This is a genomic window from Microcystis sp. M169S2, from assembly GCF_020245865.1.
Taxonomy (GTDB): domain Bacteria; phylum Cyanobacteriota; class Cyanobacteriia; order Cyanobacteriales; family Microcystaceae; genus Microcystis; species Microcystis ichthyoblabe_A.
In genome coordinates, this window is record NZ_JADBUB010000151.1 from 1 (window position 1) to 17,307 (window position 17,307).

16 protein-coding genes and 1 pseudogene are annotated in these 17,307 nt (G+C 42.3%); 5 read left to right on the forward strand and 12 right to left on the reverse strand.

Translation table 11 applies throughout. From position 1 onward, the window contains the following. Positions 1-194: 194 nt before the first annotated feature. Positions 195-1,382, forward strand: coding sequence for a TRC40/GET3/ArsA family transport-energizing ATPase (locus IM485_RS15450; protein WP_104396795.1), 1,188 nt, complete (start codon positions 195-197; stop codon positions 1,380-1,382). Between the two features lie 349 nt (positions 1,383-1,731). On the opposite strand, the gene IM485_RS15455 is transcribed toward IM485_RS15450, so the two are convergent. From IM485_RS15455 to IM485_RS15485, 7 genes and pseudogenes are all read right to left on the reverse strand, one after another. Then, on the reverse strand, positions 1,732-2,478 hold the full coding sequence (locus IM485_RS15455) for a cobalt-precorrin-6A reductase (protein ID WP_104396794.1): 747 nt from the start codon (positions 2,476-2,478) through the stop codon (positions 1,732-1,734). Positions 2,479-2,655: 177 nt separating this feature from the next. Continuing rightward, positions 2,656-3,606, reverse strand: a complete 951-nt coding sequence (locus tag IM485_RS15460) for an NAD-dependent epimerase/dehydratase family protein (protein ID WP_104396793.1) — start codon at positions 3,604-3,606, stop codon at positions 2,656-2,658. 49 nt (positions 3,607-3,655) lie between these two features. Then, positions 3,656-4,057: pseudogene (locus tag IM485_RS15465) on the reverse strand (zinc ribbon domain-containing protein); the annotation flags it as partial. Beyond that, positions 3,967-4,182 (reverse strand): hypothetical protein, encoded by a 216-nt coding sequence (locus IM485_RS15470; RefSeq protein WP_104396791.1) that lies wholly within the window; start codon positions 4,180-4,182, stop codon positions 3,967-3,969. The pseudogene IM485_RS15465 and the gene IM485_RS15470, both read right to left, overlap by 91 nt. A gap of 15 nt (positions 4,183-4,197) precedes the next feature. Next, positions 4,198-5,430, reverse strand: coding sequence for an NAD(P)/FAD-dependent oxidoreductase (locus IM485_RS15475; RefSeq protein ID WP_104396790.1), 1,233 nt, complete (start codon positions 5,428-5,430; stop codon positions 4,198-4,200). Continuing rightward, on the reverse strand, positions 5,427-6,386 hold the full coding sequence (locus IM485_RS15480) for a hypothetical protein (RefSeq protein WP_104396789.1): 960 nt from the start codon (positions 6,384-6,386) through the stop codon (positions 5,427-5,429). Before IM485_RS15480 ends, IM485_RS15475 begins: the two co-directional genes overlap by 4 nt. Further along, the gene (locus tag IM485_RS15485) at positions 6,386-7,846 is read right to left on the reverse strand and encodes an MBOAT family O-acyltransferase (protein WP_104396788.1); all 1,461 of its coding nucleotides are present in this window, start codon (positions 7,844-7,846) and stop codon (positions 6,386-6,388) included. The genes IM485_RS15480 and IM485_RS15485 overlap by 1 nt, the downstream gene beginning before the upstream one ends. A gap of 179 nt (positions 7,847-8,025) precedes the next feature. Between IM485_RS15485 and IM485_RS15490 the strand changes: the two genes are divergently transcribed. Beyond that, positions 8,026-8,232: a class I SAM-dependent methyltransferase gene (locus tag IM485_RS15490; protein ID WP_238142008.1), complete on the forward strand. Its 207-nt coding sequence runs from the start codon at positions 8,026-8,028 to the stop codon at positions 8,230-8,232. A gap of 111 nt (positions 8,233-8,343) precedes the next feature. On the opposite strand, the gene IM485_RS15495 is transcribed toward IM485_RS15490, so the two are convergent. Together IM485_RS15495 and galE are read right to left on the reverse strand one after the other, a co-directional pair. Beyond that, the gene (locus tag IM485_RS15495) at positions 8,344-8,769 is read right to left on the reverse strand and encodes a hypothetical protein (RefSeq protein ID WP_287169893.1); all 426 of its coding nucleotides are present in this window, start codon (positions 8,767-8,769) and stop codon (positions 8,344-8,346) included. Between the two features lie 129 nt (positions 8,770-8,898). Beyond that, a complete protein-coding gene (galE, locus tag IM485_RS15500) occupies positions 8,899-9,897 on the reverse strand; it encodes a UDP-glucose 4-epimerase GalE (RefSeq protein ID WP_287744196.1) in 999 nt (332 codons plus the stop codon). A 68-nt stretch (positions 9,898-9,965) separates the two neighbouring features. Between galE and pap the strand changes: the two genes are divergently transcribed. Further along, on the forward strand, positions 9,966-11,459 hold the full coding sequence (gene pap / locus IM485_RS15505; protein ID WP_104396785.1) for a polyphosphate:AMP phosphotransferase: 1,494 nt from the start codon (positions 9,966-9,968) through the stop codon (positions 11,457-11,459). Positions 11,460-11,601: 142 nt separating this feature from the next. Then, positions 11,602-12,237 (forward strand): phosphoribosylglycinamide formyltransferase, encoded by a 636-nt coding sequence (purN, locus tag IM485_RS15510; protein ID WP_287744198.1) that lies wholly within the window; start codon positions 11,602-11,604, stop codon positions 12,235-12,237. 317 nt (positions 12,238-12,554) lie between these two features. Here the strand turns inward: purN and IM485_RS15515 are convergent, their stop codons facing one another. Continuing rightward, positions 12,555-13,136 (reverse strand): Uma2 family endonuclease, encoded by a 582-nt coding sequence (locus tag IM485_RS15515; RefSeq protein ID WP_104396783.1) that lies wholly within the window; start codon positions 13,134-13,136, stop codon positions 12,555-12,557. A gap of 46 nt (positions 13,137-13,182) precedes the next feature. After that, positions 13,183-13,770 carry a Uma2 family endonuclease gene (locus tag IM485_RS15520; protein ID WP_104396782.1) on the reverse strand — a complete coding sequence of 196 codons (588 nt, stop codon included), beginning with the start codon at positions 13,768-13,770 and terminating at the stop codon, positions 13,183-13,185. A 341-nt stretch (positions 13,771-14,111) separates the two neighbouring features. Here IM485_RS15520 and IM485_RS15525 point away from each other — a divergent pair, with 341 nt between their 5' ends. Further along, positions 14,112-16,832 (forward strand): valine--tRNA ligase, encoded by a 2,721-nt coding sequence (locus tag IM485_RS15525; RefSeq protein ID WP_287744201.1) that lies wholly within the window; start codon positions 14,112-14,114, stop codon positions 16,830-16,832. A gap of 367 nt (positions 16,833-17,199) precedes the next feature. Here IM485_RS15525 and IM485_RS15530 read toward each other — a convergent pair. Further along, on the reverse strand, positions 17,200-17,307 hold a 108-nt coding region (locus tag IM485_RS15530; protein WP_271928149.1), incomplete at its 5' end, for a transposase.

The window sequence follows — 17,307 nt, forward strand, 5'->3', positions numbered from 1 at the left end:
AAACTATCAACAACTCATGCTTGTAAAGCTTGTATACTAAGGCTTTGAGTTTTTGTTAGATTGATATTTATCAACTTTAGAGCATTGCTGGACAGAGAGGGAGCTTGGGTAATTTTCTACAGTGTAAGTTCGGAAGAACCACTTTCCCGTCATAATAATAATAAGTAATGTAAATTTTCTTAGAATCAGCCCCCATGCGTGTAATTCTCATGACCGGTAAAGGAGGCGTGGGTAAAACCTCCGTCGCCGCCGCTACAGGACTCCGCTGCGCCGAACTTGGCTATAAAACCCTAGTTCTCAGCACCGATCCCGCTCACTCTCTCGCTGACAGTTTCGATCTCGAATTAGGTCACGATCCTCGTTTGGTACGTCCCCATCTTTGGGGGGCAGAGTTAGATGCACTAATGGAATTAGAAGGCAACTGGGGCGCAGTAAAACGTTACATTACTCAGGTATTGCAAGCTAGGGGTTTAGATGGAGTGCAAGCGGAAGAATTAGCGATTTTACCCGGAATGGATGAGATTTTCGGCTTAGTTCGTATGAAACGCCATTACGATGAGGGTACTTATGATGTGTTGATTATCGATTCCGCACCCACGGGGACAGCTTTACGATTGTTGAGTTTGCCAGAGGTGGGCGGTTGGTACATGAGAAGATTTTACAAACCTTTACAGGGAATGTCGGTGGCATTGCGACCACTGGTGGAACCTTTTTTTCGACCGATCGCCGGTTTTTCCCTACCGGACAAGGAGGTTATGGATGCTCCCTACGAGTTTTATGAGCAGATTGAGGCTTTAGAAAAGGTTTTGACCGATAATACTCAAACCTCGGTACGTTTGGTGACAAACCCCGAAAAAATGGTGATTAAGGAGTCTTTACGCGCCCATGCCTACCTAAGTCTCTATAATGTTTCCACCGATTTGATTATTGCTAATCGGATTATTCCCGACAAAGTAACCGATCCTTTCTTTGCTCGTTGGAAAGAAAATCAACAGGGTTATAAACAGGAAATTTACGATAATTTTCATCCCTTACCGGTTAAGGAAGTTCCTCTATACTCCGAAGAAATGTGTGGTTTACCCGCTTTGGAAAGACTGAAAGAAACTCTTTTTGCTGGGGAAGATCCGACTAAAGTTTATTACCAAGAAAACACCATTCGGATAGTTCAACAGGAAAATAACTACAGTCTGGAATTATATTTACCCGGCATACCCAAGGAACAAATACAGCTAAATAAAACTGGAGACGAGTTAAATATTCGCATCGGTAATCACCGTCGTAATTTAGTCTTACCCCAAGCTTTGGCAGCCCTGAAACCTTCCGGGGCAAAAATGGAAGATGATTACCTGAAAATCTCTTTTAGCAACGTGGTGAAAGTGTAATTTTCCTAGAGTAGGTGGGAAGTTTTTCAGTGATCAGTGATCAGTAAACAGTAATCAGTGAACTGAAAAATAACATCTGATAACTGATAGCTGTTTCCCATCGACCGTCTCGACTGGGAAATTAATTTTGCACCACTACTTAGGGTTTGCAGCAAAAAGTAGGGGCGAAGCATTCGGATAGAAAATCTACGGTTTCAGCGATAGGTTATTGCCCGAATGCTTCGCCCTGACAGGACTTGAAAATCTGGCAGCTGCTTCGCCAAACAGGCCCACAAACCCCTTACCTCGTCTATATTTCACATTTATTCAGCAAACCTTACTGATGATTTTCCCAGAAAAATCAAGAGAGTCATATTTTTTCTAACCATGCCAGGACACTTTCAACATCTGCCACTTTTTCTCCTTCAGGTACGGGTGGACGTTGTACCATGACCACGGTTATTCCCAACTCTCTAGCGGCGATAATTTTGGCGTAGGTGGCATCACCGCCGCTATTTTTACTCACGATCGTCCCAATGTTATATTCTCTCAAAAGAGAGCGCTCTGACTGTAAGGAAAAAGGCCCCCGTTCCAACAATAATTTTCCAATCGGTACGATGGCATCTGCTTCTGGAGGGTCAATCATCCGCATCAAAAACCAGATATTTTTTAGATGTGCATAACTTGCCAGTTCTTGCCGACCAATAGTGAGAAATATTCGCGGTGCTAACCCCGATAAAATATTCGCTGCCGCTTGATTGTTTTCTACTTCAATCCAATTATCTCCAGATACTTTTTCCCAAGCTGGACGACTTAACATTAATCGAGGAATACCACAATCCGAGGCGGCTTGAGCGGCATTAAAGGAAATTTGTGCGGCAAAGGGATGGGTGGCATCAATTAAACAATCAATGCCTTCTTGGCGTAGATAATTGGCTAACCCGGTGGCACCACCAAACCCCCCCCGGCGAGAGGGAGTTGTGAGGGTAATCGGTTCTCTCGTGCGACCGGCCAAGGAAGCGATGGCATCTATACCCGGAATTGCCGCAATTTTAGCCGCTAATGCCGCCGCTTCCCCCGTTCCCCCTAAAATCAGCACTCTTTTATTTTTGGTCATCCAGATAATTGCCAAAAGGTTAACTAGGGTTGGCTGAAAAAGTTGGTTGGTGGGGTTAGGAGTCGGTCGTTGGTCGGGCAAGTCAGAATAAGACAGTGACCTCGCGCACTGGGAAGCGGAACCCTGAAACCATTTTTTAGCAAGGCTTCCACTGATGTTCAGCCAACCCTAATTAACTTAACAATATAATCCCTGAATCCACTGCCATTCTTGGGCTAATCCTTCGGCTAAAGAGACTTGGGGATTATAACCTAGAATAGTACGCGCTTTGGTGACATCGGCGGCGGTGTGACGGGCATCTCCCCGGGCCAATCCTTGATGCAATCGCTCAATGGGTTTACCGATGACTTTTTCCATGGTATCCAAGACATCCAGTAAAACCACGCGACTGCCACCACCAATATTAAACACCTCCCCCACCGCTTCCGGCACGACGGCAGCGGCTAAATTAGCGGCCACAGCATCGCTAATGAAGGTAAAATCGCGGGTTTGTTTTCCATCTCCATAAATACCGATCGGTTTACCCGCGATCGCTGCTTGAAAAAACTTATGGAAAGCCATATCGGGACGTTGCCTCGGTCCATAAACGGTGAAATAACGCAAGGCAGTGACGGGAACGTTAAAATTCTGGTGATATAGCCAACAGAGTCTTTCTGCCGCTAATTTGGTGATGCCGTAGGGTGAAACTGGTTGGGGACAAAGGGTTTCTGGAGTCGGCATCGTTTCCGCGTTGCCATACACCGAGGAGGTGGAAGCAAAAACCATCCGTTGTAAAGAAGGGGTTTCCTTAGCGGCCTCAAGAATAATTTGAGTAGCATTTATATTCCTTTCGGTATATTGACGAAATCCATCACCCCAGCTTGCTCTGACTCCTGCTTGGGCTGCCTGATGGAATAATACTTCTACTCCTTGCAACAGTTGTCTCCAGTCAAGGGCTTGTATATCCGCTTCAATTAACTTAAATTCGGGATAGTTTGCTAGAATATGGACATTTTGGCGCTTTAAACTGGGGTCGTAATAATCATTAAATTGATCGATACCGATCACCTGATCTCCTTGTTCTAAAAGCTTTTGTGCCAAGTTAGAACCGATAAAACCCGCGACACCAGTAACAATATGAGTAGCCATTTAATCCTAGTCGTTGATATTTTGTATCGATTTTGACATACTCCCACCGTCACAGCGTAGCTTGACGGGGGATTCTTTCTACATTGCTGTTAGAAATTCCTTGTTCAACGAGACGGCTTAGATTCTCAATGTCTCCATTAAGAACCCAGAGGCCGGACTCTCCCAAGGCGTTTGGGTCGGTTTCTGTTTGCCTAACAGTACCGTTGACACTTCGACTTCGCTCAGTGTCAATGCCGAGCGAAGTCGAGGCATTGAGATGATTTCCCAAATATTGTAACCCTTTTTTAAGAATATTTATTGCTGCATTATGATCCCTATCTAAGACTGTTTGACAATTAGGGCATTGATGAGTTCTAGTGCTTAATGTTTTTTGAACTCTCGTCCCACAAACTGAACAATCTTGAGAAGTGAAATGCGGTGGTACAGCAATACAGACAATTCGTAGCGGTTTAGTTTTTTAGGGCTATCATATTTTGGGTTTTTATGCAAGTTTTCCAGCAGATAATTATCAATTTGTAACTCTGTTACTTGGATTGTTTGCCAAGGTGCTGCCATACTTTTGAGAAAGGTTTTCATGAATTTTAACTACAATTAACGAGTATTTTTTGATTCAATCGGTTGCTTAGATAACACCTGTGAATAACGGAGTCGGAGAAGAATTTTTTTTGCCCAATGTTGAAACACTTTTAACTGATGGCGTTGGCTGGGTAAACGCAGAATATAGACAAATCGACGCATTATATCAGCTAATCTACCAGTAATATTAAGGCCAAAACTGGAGACAAGGGCTGATTGTTTACCCAGGGTTAACATATCACCTAAATGCAGATAATAATAGGGTTGGGACGATTTTTTTCTGATCACTGCCGAGATATTTTTGGCTACTACACTGGCTGCTTGATAGGCTGCTTGTGCTGTGGCAGGAATTACCTGTTTACTCGGATAAATTTCGGCGATATCCCCAAGGGCAAACACTTCGGGATAGTCAATTAATTGTAAACTAGAACGGGTTAATAATTTGCCTTGTGCTGTTTTCTGACAATCTAAATTATTGATCCAATCCTGTGCCTCAGTTCCTGCTGTCCACAATAATAAATCAATGGGGATAACCTCATTTGTATTATCTTTAAATATGGTTATGGAATTAGCGGTAACTTCCTTTAATCCCGTGTTTAAATAGATACTAACATTCTTGGCTAAAAGGGAACGATAGGAAGCAACACGCACCGATTTAGGGAAGTTTTGCAGTATTTCCTCGTTCCTTTCCACTAGGTGAACTTTGCCTTTTTTTCCTAAACGATCAGCCACTTTACAGGCTAATTCTACCCCATTGGGACCGCCGCCAATAATTGCTAAATTAATTGAGGATTTTCCTTTAGTTTCTAAGTCATGAATTACTGTTTGTAATTTTTCCACATCCTCTAAACTCCGAAAAGTCAGCCCATAATCAGCTAACCCCGGTATAGCCGGCCAACGATTCCGCACTCCCACCGCTAAAACGAGGTAATCGTAATCTATAACTTCCTCATTTTCTAAATATACTCGATGATTGTTTAGGTCAATATTACTAGCTTTTTGAGGTTTTAAATTAACCTGAGTTCCTGTTAATAATTGACGGTAGGAAGGAGCAATTTCCCAGCGTTGCAATTCTCCTGTAATTAGTTCATAGAGAAGGGGAGTAAAGAGAAAATGGTCTTTTGGTTCGACTAAAGTTATTTGCCATTGACCCGATTTTACTGCTGTTAATAGACTCAGATCGAGTGCCGTGTATAACCCGCCAAACCCCCCCCCCAGAATGCAAATCTTAGTTATAGGTTTATTCATGGATTTTTATTCTCAGTTGTGTTTAGGATGGGTTTCAGTTCCGAAACTAATTGTTCTGAACGAATAATTCTTGCTGGGGGCAAAAGATGATAATGGGTATCAGCAAAAATGGTAGAATCGGTCTTAATATTCAAGTCTTTCGGATCATAAATTGTTGGCACAACCAGACTTAATTCTTCGGCAGATTTGCGAATATTAGCAACGGTTTTATCATCATTTTTAGCATAAACCCAGGGCAAAGAAACCACCAGAGTCGCCCCTTTTGCTTCTAAATCTTTCTTGAGTTTTTCAATAGCTTTAATTGAGTGAGCAGAGGCAGGAGTATTAAAAGTCATTTGCCACCATTTCCCTGTTCTTTCCTTAACTATAGTCGGATCACCTGTATTAGTCATTGGATCGGAAAGATAACCCGTCATTCTGCCTTTAGTGAATAAATCAACCATCGATTTAGTGACTGGACGCATCCCCGGAATACCTAATAACCAAGTATCCTCGATCATGGTTTTTAAAGGTATTCCACCTAACCCTGGTTTGCCAATAGCGACGCTAAAAGGTGCGGACCCCCAAAGTCCTTCGCCGCGATTAAAACCGTCCTCATCCATGAGCATGAGATATTCAGGAATCAGCAGAATGACATCCCCTTTGCGTGCTTTTTCGAGAATCATAGCAGCAATGACATTTAACCCGATGTCCCCCTGTAAACCGAGGTTAACCACCGGAATTCCCAATTCTTTGGCCATTAATTCCGAATTTATGGTATAATGCGCCCCCGATCCCGCCGTGACGATTAAACGCCGCGGTCCCTCGATCCTAGCAGCGATCGCTGATTTTTCTTCGTACATCATCCGCAACCAGCTTAATTCGCCGCCGTAGATGACATTATAAACAAAGCCGAGGGACCAAGCGACTCCCAGAGAGGCTAACCAGGGGAAAATGTTAAAAGATTTAGTATTCATCAGAATTCAAAGTAAATAAAGTCACCAGTATTAGTGGAAGCTAGGAGAATAGTTAAACCTAGCAATATTTTAGACAGCCAAGGCGATAACAATAGTTCATACTCAAACTTTTTCTGGGCAATAGCCAGATGTTCGAGGATTAAAACAATGATACCAAGAACTAAAGCGACGCTTAAAACTGCTCCTTGATTGAGACTATAGGAACTAAAAATCTCCCCGATATTAGCTAAGGAATAATTGAAAGGATTGGCAATAACCAGAATTTTGCCGATTAATCTTCTGGTGTTAATCTCCATGAAAAAGAGACAACCAAAAATGACAGCCAATTGCGTTAAAGCCCAGGAGACAATTTGCGGCTGAGAAACGTATTTTCCGACGAAAGCATAGAAAGGTCGGCCTAGATAACGCAGTAATAATAATAATGCCCCGTGGTAAGCACCCCAAAAGATAAAATTCCAAGCCGCACCGTGCCAGAAACCTGAAAGAGTAAAGGTAATGAATAGATAAAAAGGGGCCCAACTTTTATTGGAACCCATCAGGGGTAAAAACACATAATCTCGAAACCAAGTGCTAAGGGTAATATGCCAACGTCGCCAAAATTCGTTAATACTTTGGGATGTGTAGGGTGCTAAAAAGTTTAATTCTAATCTAACCCCGACAAAATAGGCCAAACCAACAGCAATAAAGCTATAACCGCCGAAGTCAAAATAGATTCTCAGGGTGAATAAAAAGGCCTCAAACCAGATATACCAAGCATTGTCGATCATCTTATCTAATTCGATGTAGGGAGCAATGTTATCGGCGAGGACAAATTTCATAAATAAACCGAGGGAAAGCCAACGCAAACCCTTCTCGAAGTTTTCTCCCGTAAATTTGAGGCGAAATCCCTCCATTTGTGGTAATAAATCCCGGCGACGCTCGATCGGACCTGCGACAATCTGGGGGAAAAAGGAGATAAAATTGACATAATCGAGAACGGCTAGGGGTTTCTTTTTCTTTTCCCGTAGGGAGTCCACCACGAAAGCCACCATCTGGAAGGTGTAGAAGGATACCCCCGGCGGTATTTGCCTAGGCACGGGAATCGGTGAGAGTTCCTTCCAGTTAGGGGGGAGAGAAACGAATAATCCGATGATTTCCTCGACAAAAAAGCCGAAATACTTGAAGTAGGCGAGGACGAGAATATCGATGACGATAACGATAGTGGCTAGGAGATTCGCTTTCCAGCCGCTCATTTTCAGCACTAGCCAGACCATAATGTAGTTAAAGGCTAGGGAGACGATGAAAACGAGGAAACTGGTGCGGCTGGCGTAGTAAAACAGGATCAGGGACAGTGCCGCTAATCCGACCCCATCAAAAACACCTCGCCAGAGATTGAAGGACTTCGCCAGGTAGCGCGCCGTTAAGAAAGGAACGCTAAAAAGGATTAATATCCACCAAAATATAAAATCAGAGTAATTCAAGGCTTGTTAACTCCTGATGGTCTGTGTAACCTTGTTTGAGATCGGTTTCCTGACTTCTGATGCTCAGAGACGAGGGATTTTCTTGACAAGCCTATCAAACTTTGTCAAACTTGTCCATAAAATTACCTTCATCCATCCTAAAAAATTGAGGCTAGACAAGCAATGCTTTATCAAAAACTGTGATTGATTGTGAAGGTTCCGAATACGAAATCCTCGATTCTTTAGCGGCAACTGGTCAATTGGGACAGATGAAAATTATCATGATGGAATGGCATAAAAAGGGTCCCGGTGCTTTAGTCAAACATCTGCAAGACTTCGGTTTTATCATCTTTTCCAGGATGCCTCACAGTAAAAATGTGGGTACTTTGTACGCAATTAAACCCTAAAGTATAGGAGTGAGGTGATGGGGAAATGGGGAAATGGGGAAATTTCCACTAATACCCCAAAAACCCAACACCTTCTAACTGATAACTGATAACTGATAACTGATAACTGCCTTACTGTGCTTGACAATAGGTGTTAAAAGCTTCGCCAGTTTCTTTTTCTAATTGTCCGGCTTTTCTGACCTTTTCCTGTGCTAATTTTGCCCCGTTTTTATTGCGAGTTTCGATAACTTGAATTATTTCACGAGTGGCAGTGGCATAATCTTCATAAACTTGAGCGAAAGCGGTCTTATATTTATCTAGTTCGGTATCCTTCACTTCTAATTTTTTCATATTTTCTGCGGCCTGTTCGATTTTATCGGCGGCTAATAGCCAACTTTTTTGGTCAATTTCTCTCCCTTGACCGTTGGTTAGGGATTTGGTTTCTTGGGCCACTTCGTTGGCAATGCGATAGATTTTTTGACATTGAAACTGTTTACTATCAGCACAACTTGCTAAAAAAGTCAAGCCTATAAATGTTAAGATTATTTTGTTATTCATAGCATTGTATTCGAGAGGATTCTAGGGAAGCTTATAGCGGTAAACTATCAGCCTCTAGCAGTTTTTTACTGTTATCGACTGATAGAATTGTTCAATCTGATAATACTAAAGTTTAGTACTTGATCGCTGTTAAGCGTGTCTTTTTTGATGCCAATTCCAAGCGTTTTCAACTATTACCTTAAGATCGGCATATTGGGGATGCCAACCGAGAACCTGTTTGGCTTTATCGCTACTGCCGATTAAAATCGGGGCATCACCTGCCCTTCTGGGACTTTCGCTTACGGGAATATCTAAACCAGTTACCGCTCGCGCTGTTTCAATCACTTCACGCACAGAAAAACCGTTACCATTGCCCAAATTAAACACATTGCTTTCGCCCCCATTTAAGAGATATTCTAAGCCTAAAACGTGAGCTTGTGCTAAATCATTAACATGGATATAATCACGCACAGCAGTACCATCGGGAGTATCATAATCAGTGCCGAAAATTGACAGGGAATCCCGTTTTTTCAGGGCAGTTAATAAAGCCAAGGGAATTAAATGGGTTTCCGGTTGGTGATCTTCCCCTAATAAACCACTGGGATCCGCTCCGGAAGCATTAAAATAACGAAAAGCCACCGATTTTAAACCGTAGGCCGAATCAAAATCCCTAAGAATTTGTTCCACCATTTCCTTACTGGCAGCGTAGGGACTGAGGGGATGATGAGGGTGATTTTCCGTCATCGGAATTTCCTTGGGCATTCCATAAATAGCACAGGTGGAAGAAAAAACAAATTTCTTCACATCGGCGGCGATCATCGCTTGCAAAAGAGTCAGACTACCACTAACATTATTTTGATAGTAAATAGCCGGTTCCTGCACCGATTCCCCCACGGCAATAAAAGCGGCAAAGTGCATGACGGCGGCAATATCACGACTAGCAAATAAATTATCCAGCAGCGATCGATCCCTAGTATCACCGACAATTAACTCAACTTTTAATATATCCTTAATGATTTCGGCGTGACCGTAGGATAAGTTATCGAGTACGATGACGGAATAACCGGCATTTTTGAGCGCTAGAACTGCATGGGAACCAATATAACCCGCACCGCCAGTGACGAGAATGGTAGGTTTAACTTGAGACACGCGAAAGACCTATTTGAGATTGACTTGTCTATAACTTTATACCCTAATTTTGCTTTTATTTGACCATCATGTTAAGTCCCCTCGATCTATCTCTTTCCCTTGACAAGGAAACTTATCAATCACAAATTAAAGATTTAATGCAACAACTGCGATCGCTACAGAAGTCCTGTTGGGAATGTAAATTACCCGTGGTGGTGGTTTTGGAAGGTTGGGCGGCGGCAGGCAAGGGAACTTTAGTCAAAAAAATGGTTAACTATATGGATCCTCGGGGTTTTACCGTCCATCCAATTTTAACCCCTTCCCCCCAAGAGGAAAGTTACCCGTTTTTGTGGCGATTTTGGCAAAAACTGCCAGCAAAGGGCAGTATCGGCATTTTTTATCACAGTTGGTACACCCATCTACTAGAGGATCGACTCTTAAATAAATTGCCCTCCTCCCAGATTCCCCTAGTCATGCGCGATATCAACACCTTTGAGCGACAATTATTTGATGATCGGGTTGCGATCGCTAAATTCTGGATTCACCTCAGTCAAAAGGAATTAAAGTCACGCATCAAAGAATACGCCGAAAATGAACTAGAATCTTGGCGCGTGCGTCCGGAAGATTGGCAGCAGGCCAAACGTTATGATGAGTATGCCAGTTTAGCCGAGGAAATGATTACCTACACTAGCACGGGGGCCGCTCCTTGGATATTGGTGGAGGGCAACTGTCAACGTTGGGCCCGGGTAAAAGTTCTCTCCCAATTAGTCGGTACGATCGCTCAAGCTTTGGATCAGCGCCAATTACCGATCGAACCTCCTGTCAATCTACCACCCCAAGCCCAATTACTGCCCACAGAACCCGATTATCTAGGGAGAGTGGACTTAAGTGCCAAATTGGAAAAAGAAGACTATAAAATCCGTTTGCGTCAGGCACAGGTGGAATTAAGAAAACTGCAATTAGAGATTTTTCAGGCAAATATTCCCGTTTTAGTCCTGTTTGAGGGGTGGGATGCCGCCGGTAAGGGAGGTGCGATCAAACGCTTAACCGATACCCTCGATCCTCGCAGTTATCAAGTGATTGCCTTTGCTGCCCCGACGGAGGAAGAACACCGCTATCATTATCTCTGGCGCTTCTGGCGCAAATTACCCGCAGCCAAAACTATCGGTATATTCGATCGCAGTTGGTATGGACGGGTTTTGGTGGAGAGAGTGGAAGGATTCGCTAAAGATATGGATTGGCGACGGGCATATCAAGAAATTAACGAATTTGAGGCCCAATTAACCCATTCAGGCTGTGTTTTAGTCAAATTCTGGTTACATATTAGCCCCGAAGAACAGTTAAATCGCTTCAATGAGCGCCAAAATAACCCCTATCGTCAACATAAACTCACCGATGAAGATTGGCGCAATCGGGAAAAACAGCCCCTCTACCATGTGGCAGTTAATCACATGGTAGCCCGCACTAGCACCCCCGTCGCCCCCTGGACGATTGTAGCGGCAAATGATAAGTATTTCGCCCGCGTTAAAGTCATAGAAACAGTCATTGCCGCTATTGAAACCGGTTTGAAACAACGGGGATAGGATCAGTAATCAGTGATCAGTAAACAGTAAACAGTAAACAGTAAACAGTGATCAGTAAATGGGGATCAAGATGAAAATAACTAACTAATTAACTTAAAACTTAAATCTGATAACTTAAATCTGATAACTGATAACTGAATTTATGAGTTTTTCCCCCAGTTTAATTTCCCCCGATCTCAGTTTGGCAGATATTCCCCTAGAGGAAACCCTCTCTTTAGGAGTGATGGCTTCTGGTAGTGGTTCCAATTTTGCTGTTTTAGCGGCAGCGATCGCCAAAAAACAGCTAAATGCCCGGATTCCTGTCCTCATCTACAATAATCCCGATGCCAAGGTAAAAGAAAGAGCCGATCACTACAATATCCCTGCGGTTTTCCTCGATCATCGTCAATTTAAACCCAGAGAAGAACTCGATCGGGCAATAGTCGAAACTTTCCAAGAATACGGCGTAAAATGGGTAATTATGGCTGGCTGGATGCGAATTGTCACCCCGGTTTTACTAGATGCTTTTCCCGATCGCGTGATCAATATTCATCCTAGTTTACTACCCAGTTTTAAGGGTGTGCGCGCCGTGGAACAAGCTTTAGCTGCGGGGGTGAAAGTGACCGGATGTACTGTGCATATCGCTCGCGCGGAGGTAGATAGTGGACCGATTTTAATGCAAGCAGTGGTTCCCATTCTCCCGGATGATACCGCGGCTAGTCTCCACGAACGCATTCAAGTGCAAGAACATCGCATTTTCCCGGTAGCGATCGCTTTAGCGGCAAAATTGAGCCTATAGAGATAGATTTCCCGACTCCTTGGCGAGAATACCGGCAAAAAAACGAAAATTCAAGGCAAATCGTTAAATAAGTAGGTAGGCGTTAAAAATTATCAGACACCACCCTTATTAAGGTAGGGTTGATTCATGAATCAACCCTACTATGAATCAACCCTACTATGAATCAACCCTAGTACTAAGGGGGGATCGAACCTAAAATCCATTTTTAATTTAAGTACCTAAGCAAAATTAATTACACATATCTAAACACCTCTTGCCTCTTGCCTCTTGCCTCTTGCCTATCTTCACTAGGAAATTAATTTTGCACGACTACTTAATTATAACCAGCTACTTATCACTCCTTCGTAAATTTCCTGAAAACTGAGATCGAAATTTACAGAAGTTAAAGATAAACTGGCATTTTCGCCCTCGTATTCCGTTAATAGCCATTTATTTTCTTCAGTTTTGTTATACTGCATGATATATGGACGACTTTGACTAATGAGAATATATTCTTGAAATTCCGGCAGCGAACGATAATAGAGAAATTTATCACCCTGGTCATAATTTTGAGTTGATTTTGAGAGGACTTCTACTATTAATCTGGGATTGGTAATAGTTGTCTTGCCAGTTTCATAATAAATCGGTTCTCCCTCAATTAGCATCACATCGGGATAGGTTGCTTGACGATATTGCGCTATCCATAATTTAACGTCACCGATAAATATTTTATAGTTGGACTGTGGCAACTTTAGGCGTAAATAAAAGTAAAAATTACCTGCAATTTTATTATGATCGGTAGTGCCTCCTGTCATCGGTACGATTTCCCCGTCTTGATACTCATTTTTATAGGCTGCCGTTTCCTCTAGTTCTAAATATTCGGCAAAGCTATAGGTACTTTTATCTGTGGCTATGGTCATAATTGATTGATTCTTTGGTTAACTTAAGCTGATTAAAACAACCGGTTTAATCATTGATTATATTAAAAGTAACTCCTTCGTAAATTTCCTGAAAACTGAGATCGAAATTGACAGAAGTTAAAGATAAACTGGCATTTTCGCCCTCGTATTCCGTTAATAGCCATTTATTTTCTTCAGTTTTGTTATACTGCATGATATATGGACGACTTTGACTAATGAGAATATATTCTTGCAATTCCGGCAGCGAACGATAATAGAGAAATTTATCGCCCTGGTCATAATTTTGAGTTGATTTTGAGAGGACTTCTACTATTAATCTGGGATTGGTAACAGTTGTCTTGCCAGTTTCATAATAAATTGGTTCACCCTCAATTAGCATCACATCGGGATAGGTTGCCTGACGATATTGCGCTATCCATAATTTCACATCACCGATAAAAATATTATATTTCTGTCCTTTGAGGGCAAATTTTAAATAAGCGGCAAAATTGAGAGCAATTTTATTATGATCGGTAGTGCCTCCTGTCATCGGTACGATTTCCCCGTCTTGATACTCATTTTTATAGGCTGCCGTTTCCTCTAGTTCTAAATATTCGGCAAAGCTATAGGTACTTTTATCAGTGGCTATGGTCATAATTTATTGATTGAGTCCCCCAATTGATTATAGCAATTATTATACTGGTGAGATGCAAAAGAATTACCATAAATTATCTAGGTTTAGCCGAACAAAAGATAACAGCTATTTTGATAAGCTGTTCGTAATTTAAATTGCTTGTTGAGACGAGGCAAAAGGCAAGAGGCAAGAGGCAACAGTAAAGCGATTGGAGGAGATTCGGCTAATCTAAGAATAAGCGGTTTAAATACGTCTTAGCTTAGGACTCTTGAAAATTTTTAGCCAGCAACTAAACAGGAATTTGATCTCTCCCAAATGTGGGACAATTGACAAAGAACTAAGAATTGTAGAATCCCCCCATCATGACCTCGGAACTATCGAAGCAATACGATCCCAAGATCACAGAAACGAAATGGCAGCAATATTGGGAAAATCAAGAAATATTTACAGCAAACCCCGAAAAAGGCGGCGAAACCTACTGTATAGTTATCCCTCCTCCCAATGTTACCGGTAGTCTCCACATGGGTCACGCTTTCGAGAGTTCCTTGATTGATACACTCGTTCGCTACAAACGCATGACCGGCAAAAATACCCTCTGGCTGCCAGGGACGGATCACGCTAGTATTGCAGTACAAGCTATACTCGATCGCCAATTAAAAGCCGAAAAAACCGACCGTTATCAACTAGGAAGGGAAAAATTCCTCGAACGCGCTTGGCAATGGAAAGAGGAGTCCGGTAGTACCATTGTTAATCAACTGCGGCGCTTGGGGGTATCCGTCGATTGGACGCGGGAACGTTTCACCATGGATGAGGGACTTTCCCACGCTGTCCGTACTGCTTTTATCAAACTCTATGAGGACGGATTAATCTATCGCGGTCAATACTTAGTTAACTGGTGTCCGGAATCCCGGTCGGCCGTTTCCGATTTAGAGGTGGAAAACAAGGACATTGAGGGAAATCTCTGGTATTTTCGCTATCCTCTCAGCGATGGTAGCGGTTATCTTCAAGTCGCCACCACAAGGCCCGAAACCATGCTCGGTGATACTGGTGTAGCTGTCAACCCGCAAGACCCCCGTTATCGCCATTTAATCGGCAAAACCGTCACTTTACCGATAATGGGGCGAGAAATCCCGATTATTGCCGATGAATTGGTGGATCCCGAATTCGGTACCGGTTGCGTCAAAGTTACGCCGGCCCACGATCCCAAGGATTTTGAGATGGGTAAACGCCATAATTTAGCCTTTATTAATATCATGAATTTAGACGGCAGTTTAAACGAAAATGCCGGAATATTCGCAGGTCAAGATCGTTTTGTTGCCCGCAAAAATGTCGTTAAAAAACTCGATGAAGACGGTTTTTTAGTTAAAATTGAAGCCTATCGCCATAGCGTCCCCTATAGCGATCGAGGTAAAGTTCCCGTGGAACCCCTTTTATCTACCCAATGGTTCGTTAAAATTGAACCTTTAGCCACAAAAGCTTTAGCCTGTTTAGATCAGGAAAACTCGCCCCGTTTTGTGCCAGAAAGATGGACAAAAGTTTATCGCGATTGGTTAGTTAAACTAAAAGATTGGTGTATTTCTCGACAACTGTGGTGGGGTCATCAAATTCCCGCTTGGTATATTATCAGTGAAACTAACAACGAAATTACTAACCATACTCCCTTCGTCGTTGCCTGGGATGAAACCTCCGCTTTAGCTAAGGCCAAACAAGAGTATGGAGAGGATATAATTATTCAACAAGACCCCGATGTTTTAGATACTTGGTTTTCCTCGGGATTGTGGCCATTTTCAACTATGGGATGGCCAGAAAAAACCCTTGATCTAGATACCTATTATCCCACCACAACCCTCGTCACCGGTTTTGATATTATCTTTTTCTGGGTGGCAAGAATGACGATGATGGCGGGCTATTTTACGGGACAAATGCCTTTTAAAGATGTCTATATTCACGGTTTAGTTAGGGATGAAAACGGCAAAAAGATGTCTAAATCTGCCAATAACGGCATCGATCCCCTAATTTTAATTGATAAATATGGAACCGATGCTTTACGATATACCTTAATTCGAGAAGTGGCAGGAGCAGGACAGGATATCAGTCTGCAATATAACCGTAAAACCGATGAATCGGAATCCGTAGAAGCGGCCCGAAATTTTGCCAATAAAATTTGGAATGCTTCCCGTTTTGTCATGATGAATCTGGAGGGAAAAACCCCAGAAGAATTGGGAGAACCAGTTTTAGAAAATTTAGAATTAGCCGATCGCTGGATTTTATCTCGTTATCATCAAACAGTACAAAAAACTAGAGATTATCTAGAAAATTATGGCATGGGGGAAGCGGCAAAAGGTCTATACGAATTTATCTGGCGCGATTTCTGTGATTGGTATATCGAGTTAGTGAAAACTCGTTTATGGAAGGATAAAGAATCGGTTTCCTGTGCTACGGCCCGGCAAACTTTGGCTTTTATATTGGCAGGGACATTAAAATTATTACATCCCTTTATGCCCCATATTACCGAAGAAATTTGGCATAATTTAAACCAAGAAAATCAGCAAGTTTTGGCTTTAGAAACCTATCCAATAGCTGATAGTTCTCTGATCGATCTAGACTTAGAAAATACTTTTGATTTATTAATTGAAAGTATTCGGGTGTTGCGTAATTTGCGCGCCGAAGCGGGGATTAAACCGGGGGCAACGATCACGGCAATTTTACAGACAGAAAACAGCCAAGAATTAGCTATTTTGCAACGCGGACAAGTGTACTTAAAAGACTTGGCCAAGATCGAAAACTTAATTTTGACGGCCAAATTAACCGAGGAAGTCAATCAAGCGATCGCTGGTGTTGTCGCTACGGTAGAAATCCTCATCCCCCTGTCCGGATTGGTTGATATATCGGTATTGGCTGGGAAATTAGCGAAAAATTTAGCTAAAGTAGAAGGGGAAATCAAGAGTTTGAGCGATCGCCTAAATAAACCTAGCTTTGTTGAAAAAGCTCCAGAAGCTTTAATCCAAAAAACGAAGCAAGCTTTAGCAGAGTCCGAAAAACAAGCCCAAATTCTCCAAGAACGCTTAAAACGTCTGCAATAGTCATTTTGTACTAACTAAGTCCAGTAGCCTAGAGCAAAGCTACTGCGATCGAGATTATCCCTTAATCCATTGACTTAGTTGCTCAAGTAGTTGAAGTTAAAGGAGAGGAGCTAACATAGGGAGGACTTTGGGGAACTTAAGCATCTCAAACTTGCTCCTCTTAACCCCCTATGTAACTCGGACTCCTTGTCCAGCAAGTCTTTCAGGAGTTTTCTGCACCACTAGGTGAATTAAGTTAGCAATTTCAAATTCCTTCTCAATAACAATAAAGCTAACCTTGACTCGCTGTATCTACGACCAAAACCTTATTTTTTTCTGTTACATTTCTAAATAAACGGCTCTTCTGGTTTTCGTGTGTTAATTTTTGTTATGAATTAAAGCAAGCAAACAGCTTAAGTCGAAGATGTTGAAAATTGGTAAATCCATAACTCATTCTTTTAATAAGCTTTATTTTGGTATTCATTCCCTCAATTAA

Coding starts and splice junctions, on each gene's coding strand:
- IM485_RS15450 (WP_104396795.1), top strand. CDS start 195: ATGCGTGTAATTCTCATGACCGGTAAAGGAGGCGTGGGTAAAACCTCC.
- IM485_RS15455 (WP_104396794.1), bottom strand. CDS start 2,478: ATGACCAAAAATAAAAGAGTGCTGATTTTAGGGGGAACGGGGGAAGCG.
- IM485_RS15460 (WP_104396793.1), bottom strand. CDS start 3,606: ATGGCTACTCATATTGTTACTGGTGTCGCGGGTTTTATCGGTTCTAAC.
- IM485_RS15470 (WP_104396791.1), bottom strand. CDS start 4,182: ATGAAAACCTTTCTCAAAAGTATGGCAGCACCTTGGCAAACAATCCAA.
- IM485_RS15475 (WP_104396790.1), bottom strand. CDS start 5,430: ATGAATAAACCTATAACTAAGATTTGCATTCTGGGGGGGGGGTTTGGC.
- IM485_RS15480 (WP_104396789.1), bottom strand. CDS start 6,386: ATGAATACTAAATCTTTTAACATTTTCCCCTGGTTAGCCTCTCTGGGA.
- IM485_RS15495 (WP_287169893.1), bottom strand. CDS start 8,769: ATGAATAACAAAATAATCTTAACATTTATAGGCTTGACTTTTTTAGCA.
- pap (WP_104396785.1), top strand. CDS start 9,966: ATGTTAAGTCCCCTCGATCTATCTCTTTCCCTTGACAAGGAAACTTAT.
- purN (WP_287744198.1), top strand. CDS start 11,602: ATGAGTTTTTCCCCCAGTTTAATTTCCCCCGATCTCAGTTTGGCAGAT.
- IM485_RS15515 (WP_104396783.1), bottom strand. CDS start 13,136: ATGACCATAGCCACAGATAAAAGTACCTATAGCTTTGCCGAATATTTA.
- IM485_RS15520 (WP_104396782.1), bottom strand. CDS start 13,770: ATGACCATAGCCACTGATAAAAGTACCTATAGCTTTGCCGAATATTTA.
- IM485_RS15525 (WP_287744201.1), top strand. CDS start 14,112: ATGACCTCGGAACTATCGAAGCAATACGATCCCAAGATCACAGAAACG.